18 protein-coding genes are annotated in these 13951 nt (G+C 63.8%); 6 read left to right on the forward strand and 12 right to left on the reverse strand.

Annotated elements, in window-relative coordinates; all coding sequences use genetic code 11:
* Positions 1–4: 4 nt before the first annotated feature.
* The gene (locus tag GTP44_RS11380) at positions 5–472 is read right to left on the reverse strand and encodes an ANTAR domain-containing response regulator (protein ID WP_161019514.1); all 468 of its coding nucleotides are present in this window, start codon (positions 470–472) and stop codon (positions 5–7) included.
* Between the two features lie 13 nt (positions 473–485).
* Positions 486–1259, reverse strand: coding sequence for a 5'-3' exonuclease (locus GTP44_RS11385; RefSeq protein WP_161019515.1), 774 nt, complete (start codon positions 1257–1259; stop codon positions 486–488).
* A 128-nt stretch (positions 1260–1387) separates the two neighbouring features.
* Between GTP44_RS11385 and GTP44_RS11390 the strand changes: the two genes are divergently transcribed.
* Positions 1388–1618, forward strand: coding sequence for a hypothetical protein (locus tag GTP44_RS11390; protein WP_161019516.1), 231 nt, complete (start codon positions 1388–1390; stop codon positions 1616–1618).
* On the forward strand, positions 1615–1917 hold the full coding sequence (locus GTP44_RS11395) for a PIN domain-containing protein (RefSeq protein WP_161019517.1): 303 nt from the start codon (positions 1615–1617) through the stop codon (positions 1915–1917). Before GTP44_RS11390 ends, GTP44_RS11395 begins: the two co-directional genes overlap by 4 nt.
* Here the strand turns inward: GTP44_RS11395 and GTP44_RS11400 are convergent.
* Entirely contained in the window at positions 1899–2570 is a 672-nt protein-coding gene (locus GTP44_RS11400; protein WP_161019518.1) for a glutathione S-transferase family protein, read from the reverse strand. The two genes, GTP44_RS11395 and GTP44_RS11400, sit on opposite strands and share 19 nt — an antisense overlap.
* A 131-nt stretch (positions 2571–2701) precedes the next feature.
* Here GTP44_RS11400 and GTP44_RS11405 point away from each other — a divergent pair, with 131 nt between their 5' ends.
* Positions 2702–4309: an FMN-binding glutamate synthase family protein gene (locus GTP44_RS11405; protein ID WP_371867205.1), complete on the forward strand. Its 1608-nt coding sequence runs from the start codon at positions 2702–2704 to the stop codon at positions 4307–4309.
* A 3-nt stretch (positions 4310–4312) separates the two neighbouring features.
* On the opposite strand, the gene GTP44_RS11410 is transcribed toward GTP44_RS11405, so the two are convergent.
* The 5 genes from GTP44_RS11410 to GTP44_RS11430 all read right to left on the reverse strand — a co-directional run bounded on the left by GTP44_RS11410 (position 4313) and on the right by GTP44_RS11430 (position 7412).
* Positions 4313–4612 carry a BrnA antitoxin family protein gene (locus GTP44_RS11410; protein WP_160989068.1) on the reverse strand — a complete coding sequence of 100 codons (300 nt, stop codon included), beginning with the start codon at positions 4610–4612 and terminating at the stop codon, positions 4313–4315.
* Positions 4593–4865, reverse strand: coding sequence for a BrnT family toxin (locus GTP44_RS11415; RefSeq protein ID WP_161019520.1), 273 nt, complete (start codon positions 4863–4865; stop codon positions 4593–4595). The genes GTP44_RS11410 and GTP44_RS11415 overlap by 20 nt, the downstream gene beginning before the upstream one ends.
* A 97-nt stretch (positions 4866–4962) precedes the next feature.
* Positions 4963–5238, reverse strand: coding sequence for a DUF6587 family protein (locus tag GTP44_RS11420; RefSeq protein WP_161019521.1), 276 nt, complete (start codon positions 5236–5238; stop codon positions 4963–4965).
* Between the two features lies 1 nt (position 5239).
* On the reverse strand, positions 5240–7141 hold the full coding sequence (gene feoB, locus GTP44_RS11425) for a ferrous iron transporter B (RefSeq protein ID WP_161019522.1): 1902 nt from the start codon (positions 7139–7141) through the stop codon (positions 5240–5242).
* A 4-nt stretch (positions 7142–7145) separates the two neighbouring features.
* Positions 7146–7412 carry a FeoA family protein gene (locus tag GTP44_RS11430; RefSeq protein WP_161019523.1) on the reverse strand — a complete coding sequence of 89 codons (267 nt, stop codon included), beginning with the start codon at positions 7410–7412 and terminating at the stop codon, positions 7146–7148.
* Between the two features lie 216 nt (positions 7413–7628).
* Between GTP44_RS11430 and GTP44_RS11435 the strand changes: the two genes are divergently transcribed.
* Together GTP44_RS11435 and GTP44_RS11440 are read left to right on the forward strand one after the other, a co-directional pair.
* Positions 7629–7853, forward strand: a complete 225-nt coding sequence (locus GTP44_RS11435; RefSeq protein ID WP_161019524.1) for a (2Fe-2S)-binding protein — start codon at positions 7629–7631, stop codon at positions 7851–7853.
* A 10-nt stretch (positions 7854–7863) separates the two neighbouring features.
* A complete protein-coding gene (locus GTP44_RS11440) occupies positions 7864–8562 on the forward strand; it encodes an energy transducer TonB (protein WP_308494337.1) in 699 nt (232 codons plus the stop codon).
* Positions 8563–8567: 5 nt separating this feature from the next.
* Here GTP44_RS11440 and GTP44_RS11445 read toward each other — a convergent pair whose 3' ends face one another.
* On the reverse strand, positions 8568–9104 hold the full coding sequence (locus tag GTP44_RS11445) for a pyridoxamine 5'-phosphate oxidase family protein (protein ID WP_161019525.1): 537 nt from the start codon (positions 9102–9104) through the stop codon (positions 8568–8570).
* 226 nt (positions 9105–9330) lie between these two features.
* On the opposite strand from GTP44_RS11445, the gene bfr reads away from it, so the two are divergent.
* Positions 9331–9807, forward strand: a complete 477-nt coding sequence (gene bfr / locus GTP44_RS11450) for a bacterioferritin (RefSeq protein WP_160989060.1) — start codon at positions 9331–9333, stop codon at positions 9805–9807.
* Here bfr and GTP44_RS11455 read toward each other — a convergent pair whose 3' ends face one another.
* From GTP44_RS11455 to GTP44_RS11465, 3 genes are read right to left on the reverse strand one after another with little or no spacing between them, the layout of a single operon-like run.
* Entirely contained in the window at positions 9808–11145 is a 1338-nt protein-coding gene (locus tag GTP44_RS11455) for an MFS transporter (RefSeq protein ID WP_161019526.1), read from the reverse strand.
* The gene (locus GTP44_RS11460; RefSeq protein ID WP_161019527.1) at positions 11142–12095 is read right to left on the reverse strand and encodes a PfkB family carbohydrate kinase; all 954 of its coding nucleotides are present in this window, start codon (positions 12093–12095) and stop codon (positions 11142–11144) included. The genes GTP44_RS11455 and GTP44_RS11460 overlap by 4 nt, the downstream gene beginning before the upstream one ends.
* On the reverse strand, positions 12092–13939 hold the full coding sequence (locus tag GTP44_RS11465) for an alpha-amylase family glycosyl hydrolase (protein WP_161019528.1): 1848 nt from the start codon (positions 13937–13939) through the stop codon (positions 12092–12094). The genes GTP44_RS11460 and GTP44_RS11465 overlap by 4 nt, the downstream gene beginning before the upstream one ends.
* Positions 13940–13951 lie beyond the last annotated feature (12 nt).

The raw sequence follows: 13951 nt of genomic DNA on the forward strand, positions 1-13951 counted from the left end.
CGACTTACGAAGCGCCGGGCTCGCCGCCGGGGGTGGCTGGTGCTGATGCCGGCGCGGATTCGCCGGCCGCGCCCTCTTCCGCCTTGGCCATCGCCGCGCGCTGACGCTTGACCATCGCGATCACCACGTTACGTATCGTATTGAGCACGGTGTCGGCCTTGAACGGCTTGACGATGAAGCCGCTCACGCCCAGCGCATGCGCCGACTGGATGGTGGCCGCGTCCAGCTCGCTGGAGACCATGAACACCAGCGTCTTCGGCCAGTTCTTGCGGATTTCACTCAGCGCCTCGCCCTCTTTTTCGATCTGCTCCCTGGCGATGCAGACGATGTGCGGATGGTGCTTGATAAACTGGACCATGGCGCTGGCGCAGGTATGGGTGGCGCCCACCACGTCGTAGCCGCCGTCCAGCAGCACGGTGTTGAGCAGGCCGCGCGCGACGGCGCTGGGGTCGATAATGACAGCTTTTAACATCTTGCAAACCTTGTTAGTGGGACCAGAGCAGCATGTTCCAGCTCACGCCGACCTTGACGTCCGTTTTCAACTGGACCAGTTGTCGAGAAAGATACAGCATTTCACGTTCTTTTCGTAGAGTTTCCCCCAAGGTATCCTTCAGAATGCCGGCGCCGGCCATGATGGCGTCCAGATTGCCGTAAGTACGCAACAGTTTGGCGGCGGTTTTGACGCCCACCTTGGACACGCCGGGCACCGAATCGGTCACATCGCCCATCAGCGCCAGCAGGTCGGGCAACTGGTCGGGCGGCACGCCCCACTTCTGCGCCACCCAAGCCTGGTCGTGCCATTCCGACTTGAAGTGGTCCCACACGCGCGCGCCCTGGGCGATCAGGCAATGCAGATCCTTGTCGGTGCTGGCGACGGTGGCCTCGCCGCGGCCCTCGGCCAGCCAGCGCAGCACCACGGTGCCGATGACATCGTCGGCCTCCACCTCCGGCAGCGCCACCACGTGCATGCCGAGGCCGCGCAACTTGTCGTAGAAGGCCGGCAGCGCATCGCGCAGCGGCGACGGCATCGGCGCGCGGCCGGCGCGGTAGCCGTCGTACAGATCGTGGCGCCAGGTGCGGCCGCCATAATCGAAGGCCGGCAGCAGATGGGTGGGGGCGTGGTCGTTGACCAGGGTGCGGAAGGACGACAGCGCGTGGCGCAGGGCGATGTCGGCCTTTTCGGGGCTGTCCGGTTCGGGGCTGGCTTCGTAGACGCGGCGCACAATATTGAGGCCGTCAATGGCAAGGAGTCTACCCATGTTCAACGTCATCCGGGCTTGATCAAGCCGCCATTCTACCCGACCTGCCTCAAACTCCGGACGCATCGGCGTTGCCCGGCTCATAAAAAGCCTATAATTTTTCCATGTCCTGAGCAAGGAGGGGCGACATGGTCACCGCAATTTCACTGTCGGAGTTCAAGAAAAGTGCGCCAGAGATTTATCGGCGCCTCATCGAATCAGACGGGCCAATTTACATTGAAACCGATGGCCGTGCAGTGATACAGATCCGCAGATTCCATCATGGCCCCGAGATCTCTCATATTCGTGAGGACTTAAGACTGAACGATGAGGATATCGTCTTTCCAATCGAGCCGGACGGATATGAGCCCTTCAAATGATCATGCTCGACACGCAAAGCGGCAGCATTGTCGTGTCTGCTTTTTCGCTTTGCGAAGTCGCCTTGCTGGTTGAATATAACCGACTATGGCCAACGCCAGATTTTGCAGGTTGGCAGAAGGCTGTAGAAGCAATAGACCGCCTGCGCTTCATCCCGGTCGATCATCACATCGCCGTATCTTCGGTTCAACTAACCGCCGGGCTGCATAAAGACCCGGCAGACCGCATTATTGTCGCAACTGCGCGACTATTATCCACACGTGCGGACGATCTGGTAGCGGCTTACTTCAGCAGCTCGTAGGGGCCGCCGCGTTCGAGGGCGCGCTGGAAGGCGGGGCGGCTGTGGATGCGTTTCAGGAAGGCCGTCAGCTGCGGCCGGCTGGCGTCCAGACCGGCGCGGGCGGCGGCGGCTTCCAGCGGGAAGCTCATCTGGATGTCGGCGGCGCTGAACGCGTTGCCGGCGAACCATTCGCGCTGGCCCAGCTCGGCCTCCAGGTAATCCAGGTGCATGGCGATCTGCGGCTGAATGTAGCTGCCCTTGACCTTGGCCGCGATCGCCTTCGCGATCGGCTTGACGAAGAACGGCGCCGGGCTGCTTTCGACGCGGTCGAAGATCAGCTTCATCAGCAGCGGCGCCATCGCCGAGCCTTCGGCGTAGTGCAGGAAGTAAGTCCAGCGGCGGCGGTCCTCGGTGCCGGCCGGCGGGATCAGGCGGCCATTGCCGTAGGTGTCGATCAGGTACTCGGCGATCGCGCCCGATTCGGCCACCACCACGTCGCCATCGGTGATCACCGGCGACTTGCCCAGCGGGTGGATGGCCTTCAACGCCGGCGGCGCCAGCATGGTCTGCGGATCGCGCTGGTAGCGCACGATCTCGTAGTCCAGACCCAGCTCCTCCAGCAGCCACAACACGCGCTGCGAGCGTGAATTATTCAAGTGATGAACGACGATCATGTGCGATATCCAGGAAAAAGAACGGCCGTGCGCCGCGATGCCGCTAGCTTAACATTGTTGCCCTTGCCCTGTCCTCCTCCGCCTGAAGTACACTCAACAGTATCCAAGCCGCCGTCGGAGAGTTCATGAATCTGTTATCCCCCCGTTACCTTGCCTTTACCGCAGCCATCGTCACCCTGCTGGCCTCGCTGGCCTTGCACGCCCCCTGGGAAATTCCGGCCGTGGCCGCCGCGCTGGTGGCGGTCGGCATCGCCGATCTGCTGCAAACCAAGCGCGCGCTGCGGCGCAACTACCCGATCCTGGCGCACTTCCGCTTCTTCTTCGAATCGATCCGCCCTGAAATCCGCCAGTACTTCCTGGAGGACGACACGGTGGCCGAACCGTTCTCGCGTAACCAGCGCAGCATCGTCTACCAGCGCGCCAAGCAGGACAGCGACAAGCGGCCGTTCGGCACGCAGATGAACGTCTACGCGCCCGGCTATGAATGGATCAACCACTCGATCGCGCCGGCGCCGGAGCAACCGCACGACTTCCGCATCGAGATCGGCAATCACCCCGATTGCCGGCGCGCGCAGCCGTATTCGGCCAGCGTGTTCAATATTTCGGCGATGAGCTTTGGCGCGCTATCGGCCAACGCGATTCTCGCGCTCAACGGCGGCGCCAAACTGGGCGGCTTCATGCACGATACCGGCGAGGGTAGCATCAGCCCCTACCACCGCCAGAACGGTGGCGATCTGGTGTGGGAAATCGGCTCCGGCTACTTCGGTTGCCGCAATGACGACGGCACCTTCTCGGAAGCCAACTTCATCGCCAACGCCACCACGCCGCAGGTGAAAATGATCGAGCTGAAGCTGTCGCAGGGCGCCAAGCCGGGCCACGGCGGCGTGCTGCCGGGCGCCAAGGTGACCATCGAAATCGCGCAGACGCGCGGCGTGCCGGTGGGCCGCGACTGCATCTCGCCGTCGCGCCATTCCGCCTTCAGCACGCCGATCGAAATGCTGAAGTTCATCGACCGCCTGCGTGAGCTGTCCGGCGGCAAGCCGACCGGCTTCAAACTGGCGATCGGCCACGCGTGGGAATTTTTCGGCATCGTCAAGGCGATGCTGGCGACCGGCATCGTGCCGGACTTTATCGTGGTCGATGGCGGCGAAGGCGGCACCGGCGCGGCGCCGGTGGAATTCACCGACCATATTGGCACGCCGTTGCAGGAAGCGCTGCTGCTGGTGCATAACACGCTGGTGGGCGCCAACCTGCGCGACCAGGTCAAACTCGGCGCCTCGGGCAAGATCATCACCGCCTTCGACATCGCCCGCACCCTGGCGCTGGGCGCGGACTGGTGCAATTCGGCGCGCGGCTTCATGTTCGCCCTGGGCTGCATCCAGTCGCAGAGCTGCCATACCGACCGCTGCCCGACCGGCGTCGCCACCCAGGACAAGGGCCGCCAGCGCGCGCTGGTGGTGCCGGACAAGATCCAGCGCGTGGCCCACTTCCACCAGAACACGATGGAAGCGCTGGCCCAGCTGATCGCCGCCGCCGGCCTGACACACCCGTCGCAACTGCGCCCGCGCCACCTGGTGCGGCGCATCTCGGAAAATCAGGTCAAGCTGGCCTCGGCGCTACTGCCCTACCTGGAGCCGGGCGAGCTGCTCGACCCGAGCCAACTGTCGCGCCTGCCGCCGGTGTTCGGCCACTACTGGCCGATGGCGCAAGCCGAATCCTTCGACCCTTTCTGCGGCTGAGGTTTATTCAGGAAACGGCACGTAACCGCGCCGGATCGCCCACTCTCGCAGCACAGCATTGATGCCCTGCTGCCAGTCATCGCCCTGGCGCTGGAATGCCGCGATCGTCGCGGCATCAAACGCCATCGTCAGCGTCACAGTCTCCGAGCCCGGCGGCGCCAGCAACCTGGCTCGCCAAGGACGAAACTGAGCCAGTTCTGCCGCAGTCAAGGGCTGCGCATCCGGATCAGACAGCGCCGCGGCAGTAATCGCAGCATCCTCCTCGTCTGTCGGCCAGATAATTTCAGGTCTTTTGTCGTACATAGTGCGTTCCTTCCTCTTTATTAGCTCGCCGCAAGCTGATAACTCTGATTAGATCAGCTTCAGCAGTAAAAACCAGAAAATATAAGTGATTGCCAATAAATCCCAGCGCACACTCCCGCAATTCAGTGTAGTGGTAACGCAGGTCGGGCCAGACTAGCGCGCTATCCCAGTCAAACTGCGAGGCAGCAGATAGCGAAACGCCGTGCTTGCCCCGGTTGAGTCTGTCTTTGCTGGGATCGAAGGTAATCACCATTTTTCATCTTATCCGCAGAAATTGAGAAAGCAATCATCTGCGGACAAGATTAAAACGATGCGGAGCAGGCGGCTTTGCGCCGCCGCAGGGGATGTGGTTAGCGCTGCACGTGCAGCTTGATCACGCGCTGCTTGGATGTGGTGGTGGATTTGCTGTCGCAAGACGTCGATGTCGACGGGCCGCAGTCGGAGCAGCCGCTGCCGCAGCCACCGCCGCCGCTGGTCTTGAAGAACCTGGCCAGTTTGGTTTCATTGAAGCCGCGCTTGCCCAGCGTGTAGACGATGCGGCGGCGCCAGGCCAGCGGCAGGTACTTGGTGCTGAAATGCACCAGCGCGCCCGCCACGATCAATGCCACCATCAGTTCTTGCCACATATCAGCCTCCCAACGCGCGCGCGACGTGGTACGTGATGAACGACGCCACATACGCCAGCGCAAACAAATAAGCCGCCATCAGCCACGCGTAACGCGCGCTGCCGGTTTCGCGGCGCACGGTACTGAGCGTCGCGATGCACTGCGGCGCGAACACATACCAGGCCAGCAGCGACAACGCGGTGGCCAGCGACCAGGTCGCCGAGATGATCGGCGCCAGCGTCTGCGCCACCTCGTCGCCGGTCTGCGACAGCGCGTACACCGTGCCCAGCGCGCCCACCGCCACTTCGCGCGCGGCCATGCCCGGCACCAGCGCGATACAGATCTGCCAGTTGAAGCCGATCGGCGCGAAGATGAACTCCAGGCCGCGACCGATGATGCCGGCCAGGCTGTAGTAGATCGGCGGATGGGTCGCGCCTTCCGGCGCGCCGGGGAAGGAACTCAGCACCCACAGCAATATGGTCAGCGTCAGGATCACCGTGCCGACGCGGGTGATGAAGATCTTGGCGCGCTCCCACAGGCCCAGCGCCAGATTGCGCAGGTGCGGCCAGTGGTAGGCCGGCAGCTCCATCATCAGCGGGTGCTTGCCCTGCGCGCCCATGAAGCGCTTCATCACATACGCCACCGCCATCGCCGAGACGATACCGGCGAAGTACAGCGCGAACAGCACCAGTCCCTGCAGATTGAACAGGCCGGCCACCGCGCGGTCGGGAATGAAGGCCGAGATCAGCAGCGCATACACCGGCAGGCGCGCCGAACAGGTCATCAGCGGCGCGATCATGATCGTCACCAGACGGTCGCGGCGGTTCTGGATGGTGCGCGCCGCCATCACGCCCGGAATGGCGCAGGCAAAGCTCGACAGCAGCGGGATGAAGGCACGGCCCGACAAGCCGACGCCACCCATCAGGCGGTCCAGCAGGAAGGCCGCGCGCGGCAGGTAGCCGCAGTCCTCCAGGAACAGAATGAAGAAGAACAGAATCAGAATCTGCGGCAGGAACACCAGCACGCCGCCGACGCCGCCCATGACGCCATCCACCAGCAGGCTGTGCAGCACGCCGTCCGGCATGGAGGCGGTCATCCACTTGGCCAGATGCTCGACGCCGTCCTTGATCATGTCCATCGGCGCCGCCGCCCAGCTGAACACGGCCTGAAACACCAGGAACATCAGCACCGCCAGGATCACCGGGCCGAGTACCGGATGCAGCACCACGTTGTCGATTTTTTCGCTCAGCGCGTCGCCGGCGTGCGCCGGTTCGGTCAGCGCCAGGTCGAGGATGCGGCGCACCTCGCGCTGCGTGTCCTCGACGCCGACGGCGTCGATCGCCGCCAGCGGCTGCGGCGTCGACACCGGCAGCGGCCACATCAGGTCAAGCGCGCGCAGCAGCGACTTCTCGCCGCCGGCCTGCACCGCCACGGTCTCCACCACCGGCATGCCCAGTTCCCTGGACAGCACATCGGCATCGACCACCAGGCCGCGCTTCTTGGCGACGTCGACCATGTTCAGCGCCAGCACCATCGGCAGGCCCAGGCGTTTTACTTCCAGCACCAGGCGCAGGTTCAGGCGCAGGTTGGTGGCGTTGACCACGCACACCACCACGTCCGGCGCGGCGTCGCCCTTGCGCAGGCCGGCCACCACGTCGCGCGTGATTTCCTCGTCCGGCGTTTGCGCGTTGAGGCTGTAGGCGCCGGGCAGGTCCAGCACGCGGAAGCCGTTGCCGGCGGCGGTGGTGAAGCCGCCTTCCTTGCGCTCGATGGTGACGCCGGCGTAGTTAGCCACCTTCTGGCGCGCGCCGGTCAGGCGGTTGAACAAGGCGGTCTTGCCGCAATTCGGATTGCCCAGCAACGCCAGCATCGGCGTGCGGACTGCGTTCGGCGACGACACCACCGCTTTATCGACTGCACCCATATTGTTATTCCGGTTGAATCGAGACCAGCGCGGCTTCAAAGCGGCGCAACGCAAAAGTGGAGTTGCCGACCCTGATCGCCAACGGCTCACCGCCCGGCATGCCGCGCTTGAGCATGCGGATTTTTTCGCCGGGCACAAAGCCCAGCTCCATCAGGCGGCGCGACAGGCTGACGCCGTCATCGGCGGGCTCGCCGGCAAAAACGCGCACCACGGTGGCGGTGGCGCCAACCGTCAGTGCATCCAGGGTCATCGGGGGAACAGCGTGCGTCATGAGCAAATCCGGTCGAAATTGCCGCTGGCAAGATAGCTGCGGCATGGAATGAGATACTAGCATTATAAACGGTAATGCGAATGACTACTATTTAGCTTGCATACTGCTGCGGTTTACGGCAGTATACGTTTAATGATAATGATTCGCATTAAGTTGCTAGCAATCATGTCAGAAAAGTCTTAATGAAGCCTTATCCCCAAGCCAGAAGGTGCATCAATGATTGTTTGTGTTTGCAATAACATCTCCGATCGCGAAATCCGTCAAGCCATGGAATTTGGAATCACGTCGATGGATGAGCTGCGTGACGCTCTCGGCGTGGCCACGTGCTGCGGTCAATGCTTCTCCTGCGCGGAAGACATCCTCAATGAACAGCTGGCCGCGCAAGCCGCCGCCGCAGACCTTCAGGAAACTGTGCTGAAACGTCCAGTCTTCACCAACTAATATGAATACAATGAGCTACAGTCGGACGGCGTCGTCGCTGTCCGCGGACGACGCCGGCTTCGCACTGGAATTCAAACGCCGCAGCCGCAAACTGGCGCCGCTGACCGCCATCATCGTCGGTCACGCCGTGGTCTTTTATCTGGCCTACTCGGGCCTGCTGCGCAGCGTGACGCAGGCCATCATCCCGCAAGTGGTCACCGTCACCTTCGTGGCGTCGCCGGAGCCGCTGAAGCCAGCCCCGCAGCCGAAGGAAGTGCCGCTGGTCACGCCGAAACAGACCTTCATTCCGCCGCTGCCGCAAGTGAACATCGTGCAGACCGAACCGACGATCACGCTGCCGCCGCCGCAACCGCGCCCGAGCGAACCGGCGCCGGCCAACGCCGTGCCGTCGTACACGGCCGCGCCACCGGCGCCGCCAGCGCCCGCCGCGCCTAAGACAGTCTCGGGGGTGGAGTACATCCGCGCGCCGCAGCCGGTCTATCCCAGCATCGCCCGTCGCATGGGCGAGAGCGGCACCGTGACGCTGCGTGTGCTGATCGGGGAAAAAGGCAACGCGGAGCAGGTGACGGTGCAGAAATCGTCGGGCTCCGCCAATCTGGACGAGGCTGGCCGTCAGGCGGTGCTGCGCGCGCTGTACAAACCGCATGTCGAGGATGGCAAGGCCATCCCCGTCTACGCGCTGGTGCCCATCAACTTCCAGCTCGGTTAATCACATCACAGGTCCAGGCGACCCTCGATCGAATCGTCGAGGGTCTTGCCGATCACAGCGCCGATCAGCATCTTCACGCTGGCCACGGCCTTGCCGTGCCTGGTGTCCCAATAGTAGCCGTAAGTCGGCGCGAACTTGATCAGCGTGATGCGCGGATCGTCCTCGCCGCCGCTGAACCAGGTCTTCATCGTAAAACTCCACAACGCCTTCAGCTTGACCGGGTCGCGCAGCACGGTGGCGATGCCTTCCAGATGCATGAACCCGGCATGCGCCGCGCCCTGGAAATACAGCGTGGCCGACGGGTCGAGCGCCAGCTCCTGATTCTTCAGGCTGTCGCTGGCGGAGATAAACCACAGATTGCCCAGGTCATCGACCTCAAGCGCCGTCATCGGCCGGGCGTCGCCGGGTCCGCCTTGCGCATCGCTGGTGCAGAAAAAGCAGCCCGGCGTGCTGTCGACGAATTCACGGATCTTGCGCACCGCGTCTTCGCCGATGAGATCCTGGTGGTTGTGCTCCGGTTGCTGGGCGTTGATGGAATCCATGGCAAGCTCCTTTTCGTTGAGCTTCCATGGTAACGGCGCGCCGGGGCCCCCTCAGTTGGGTGCCACACACTGCGGCATAACGAATGCTAATAGTTTTCATTTGCGCCAATGCTCTCAATAACCGAAGTTAGAGGCCATTTCGGCGAAATTATCGGAAATTCGCTACACATCCTGAGGAAAATCGTGCACAATGGCGCCATTCGTAACCAACACAGAAAGAACAGCCATGAAGGGCGACCAAGAAGTTATCCGTTTGCTGAACGCTCAGCTGACCAACGAACTCACCGCGATCAACCAGTACTTCCTGCACGCCAAGATGTACAAGCACTGGGGCCTGGAAAAAATCGGCAAGAAGGAGTGGGAAGAGTCGATTGGCGAGATGAAGCATGCGGACAAACTGATCGACCGCATCCTGATGCTCGATGGCCTGCCGAATCTGCAAGCCATGCATAAAGTCATGGTCGGCGAAAACACCGAAGAGATGCTGGGTTGCGACCTGAAGCTGGAAAAAGGCGCACAGATCACCGTCAAGGAAGGCATCGCCGCCGCCGAGAAGGCCGCCGACTACGTGTCGCGCGACCTGCTGCTGATGATCCTGGAAGACACCGAGGAACACATCGACTGGCTGGAAACCCAGCTCGACCTGATCGGCAAAGTGGGCATCCAGAACTACCTGCAAAGCCAGATGAACGGCGACGACTAATTACGTCGGCGTCACCGCATCACTCAAAGGCCGCAAGCTCGCTTGCGGCCTTTTTATTTTCACCATCAACACGGCGACCGCGCCGCACAGCATCAGCACGCCGGCCAGGCGGATCACGTTTTCCGGATTACCACCCAGCAGGCTGCGGTAGTACAGCGGCAGCGTGAAGATCTGGATGATCATCGGAATCACGATGAACATATTGAAGATGCCCATGTAGACGCCGGTGCGCTCCGGCGGTATGCAGCCGGCCAGCATCACATACGGATTGCCCATGATGCTGGCCCACGCCAGCCCGATGCCGATCATCGGCACGAACAGCCATGCCGGCGTATGAATGTGCGGAATGCTCAGCATGGCCACGCCAGCCAGCGCCAGGCAGATGCTATGGGTGATCTTCGGCCCATGGCGGCGCGTGAACGGCACCAGCGCCAGCGCGCCGACAAACGCGATGAAGTTGTAGAACGCGCCGACCTGGCCGGTCAGCAGGCCGGCATCGCGGAAGCCTTGCGAGGCCTGGTCGGTGGTGCCATACAGCGTGGTGGACAGCGACAGCATGATGTATTGCCAGTAGCAGAACATGGCGTACCACTGGAACAGCTTGACCCACGCCAGCTGGCGCATGGTCGACGGCATCTCGCGCACGGCGTCGACGATGTCGGCCAGCGCGTAACGCCAGCCTGCCGGCCGCGCGCGCATCGCCTGCAGCTCCGCCTCGGTGAGCGGATGTTCCTTGGTGGTCTTCAGCGTCCACAGCACCGACGTGATCGAGAACACCGCACCGATCATGAAGGCGACGATGACGATGTGCGGAATATGGCGGCTGTTCACCGCGTCCTTGTTCATGCCCAGCCAGACCAGCAGCGACGGCGTCAGATAGGCCAGCGTTTGTCCCAGCCCGGTGAAGGCGCTTTGCGTCAGGAAGCCAAGCGAATGCTGCTCCGGTTTGAGCTTGTCGCTGACGAAGGCGCGGTACGGCTCCATGGTGACGTTGTTGGCCGCGTCGAGTATCCACAGCAGGCTGGCCGCCATCCACAGCGTGGGGCTGAACGGCATGGCCAGCAGGCCAAGGCTGCAGAGAATGGCGCCGATCAGGAAGTACGGCGTGCGGCGTCCCCAGCGCGTGATGGTGCGGTCGCTCATGGCGCCGATCAGCGGCTGCACCAGCAAGCCGGTCATCGGTCCGGCCAGCCACAGGTAAGGCAGGCTGGCCTCGTCGGCGCCGAGGTATTTGTAGATCGGGCTCATGCTGCTCTGCTGCAGGCCGAAACTGAACTGGATGCCGAAGAATCCGATATTCATGTTGACGATCTGCCACAGCGACAGACGCGGCTTCATGACGCCGCTCCCGGCCGCACCGCGCCGCGCTGCCAGCTGGCGATCCACGGCGCATAGAAGCCGGCATCCGCCGGCACCGCGCCGGAGATGCCGCAGATGGCGCCTGCGAACGCGTTGGCGCGCGCCAGCGTCAACGGCAGCGGCCAGCCTTGCAGTTGGCCGAACAGAAACACCGAGGAGAAGGCGTCGCCGGCGCCCACGGTGTCGACGATGCGCGCCGGCGCGTGGCACTCGTGGTTGGCGGCGACCGCGCCGTCGGCGCTGAAATACAGCGCGCCGCGTTCACCCAGTGTGACGATCAGCCCTTGCAGGCCGAAGGTGCGCATCAGCGTCAGGCAGGCCTCGCGCATTGCCGGACTGTCGGCGTCGGTGGCGGGCTGCGTGTGCGTGTACCAGCGGAACAGGTCTTTCAGCTCGTCCTCGTTGACCTTGACGATGTCGGCCAGCTTCAGCGACTCGTGCGCGATACGCTCGGTGACCTGCCCTTCCCGCACATTCAGATCGAGGTAGCGCTGCGCGTCGGAGGCCTCCAGCATCGCGCGCAGCGTGGCGCGCGACTGCTCGTGGCGCTGCGCCATGGTGCCGAAGTAGATCACCCGCGGCCGCGCCGCAGCCAACGCCGCCAATGCCGGCGCGGTCTCCACATAATCGTAAGCCTGATCCGGCAGAATGATGAAGCGATGGCCGTCCGCATTGCGCTCGACCACCACGCGGCCGGTGGCGCCGCGTTCATCGACCTGCAATCCGGCCTCGCTCATGCCGAAGCGCGTGAACTCGTCGCAGATGCCGGCGCCATTCCTGTCGGCGCCGATGCGCGTGACCATCAGCGTGGCGACGCCGAACGCCGCCAGGTTGCGCGCCACATTGAACGGCGCACCGCCCACCACCTGTTCGGTGATGAAATCGTCCACCAGTGCCTCGCCGAAAACGGCGATGGAATGTTTGCTCATGCTGTCGCTCCACGTTCCAGCCAGTGCATCGCATACGGCGCCAGCGTCAGCGCGCCATCGACTATGCCACCGTCCAGGCAATCGGTCCAGCGGCCTTGCAGCGGGTAAGTCTGCGGCGCGCCGGAGAAGTTGAACAAGGTAATCAGGCGCTCGCCGCGCGCCACCGCCAGCACGCTGTCCGGCGCGTCGGCCAGTAGCGTGCGCGGCGCGTTGGCGGCCAGCGCGTCATGCTGGCGACGCGCGCGCACCAGCCGGATCAGCGACTGGTACATGCGGCCGACGTTGGCGCCGGCGTCGATGTCATACCGTTGTTGCCAGCGCGCGTCGTCAAACAGCGGGCGTTGCAGCCAGCGGCTGTCCATCGCGTGCTGCGGACGATCCAGGTAGGAGTAATCGTTCTCCATCGCCAGCTCGTCACCCATGTACAGCACCGGCAGCGCGCCGAAGCTCAGCGCCACGCCGTGCAGCAGCAGCAGGCGGCGCATGGCCAGCTCGCGTTCCTCGTCCGAGCCCGCGCGCTCCAGGCCCACCAGCGAGGCGGCCGAGCCGTTGCTGCCATGGGCGGCGTTCGGATCGGTGCTCTGGAATACCGCGCCCGATGCATAACTGCCTTCGGCGCCGGCGAAGAAGCGCGAGGCCCTCGCCAGGCGCGCGTTGGCGTCGCTGCCATCGGCAGCGGCTTCCGCGCGCAGCACATTCCAGCCGATGTCGTCGTGGCAGCGCACGTAACTGAGCCAGGTGGCGGCAGGCGGCAGCGCCGGCGTATTGCGGATCACTTCGCGCATCACGCCGGTGTTTTGTTCCGACAGAGCGACCCAGCCGGCGGCCATCAGGCTGCTGTGATAGGCGATGTGGCACTCGCGCGCGTCGGCACTGCCCAGGTAGGCCGGCAGCTCGCGCGTCGGCACAATGGCTTCGGCTTTCAGCAGCACGCCCGGCGCGACGATATCGACGATCGCGCGCAGCGCTTGCAGGATCTGGTGCGCCTCCGGCTGGTTCATGCTGTTGGTGCCTTCGCGCTTCCACAGGAAGGCGGTGGAGTCGAGGCGGAATACTTCGATGCCGCGATTGGCGAGGCGCAGCAGCGTCGCCGCCATCGCCGAGAACACCGCCGGATTGGCGTAGTTCAGGTCCCACTGATACGGATAGAAGGTGCTCCACACCCAGCCGCCCAGCGCGTCGACCGGCACGAAATTGCCCGGCGCGACCTGCGGGAACACCTGGCCCAGCGTGCGCTCGTAGCGGTCCGGCATTTCGCGGTCCGGGTAGACCAGGAACTTGGCGCGCGCCGCCGCGTCGCCAGCCTTGGCGGCCAGCGCCCACGCGTGGTCATCGGCCACGTGATTGAGGATGAAGTCCGAGCACAGGCTGATGCCGGCCGCGCGCAGCCGCGTGGTCAGTGCATCCAGATCGGCGTTGGTGCCCAGCGCCGGCTCCACATCATCAAAGCTGGACACGGCGAAGCCGCCGTCGTTCTCGCCGGCGCGGGCGCGCAGGAACGGCAGCAGGTGCAGATAGGTGACGCCCAGCTCCTGCAGATACGGAATCCGCTCGGCCACGCCATTCAGATCGCCGCCGAAATTCTGCACATACGCGCAGTAGCCCAGCATGCGCTGACTGAGGAACCAGTCCGGCTGCGCCGCGCGCTGTTCGTCCAGCGCGCGCAGCCCGGCGGGACGCGCCGCGTACAGCGCGCCCAGTGACGCCATCAACTCGGCCAGCCAGGCGTCGAAGTCGGCGTGCCGGCCGTACAATCCGGCCAGCAGCCGGCGCAGCACCGGTTCGCAGGCGGCCAGACGCTGCACGGCTTGCGGCCGCAGTTCCTCGGGCAGGACCGCGAGCATGCGGTCCGTCGT

Origin of the sequence: Duganella lactea (genome assembly GCF_009857505.1) — a bacterium.
GTDB lineage: Bacteria > Pseudomonadota > Gammaproteobacteria > Burkholderiales > Burkholderiaceae_D > Rugamonas > Rugamonas lactea.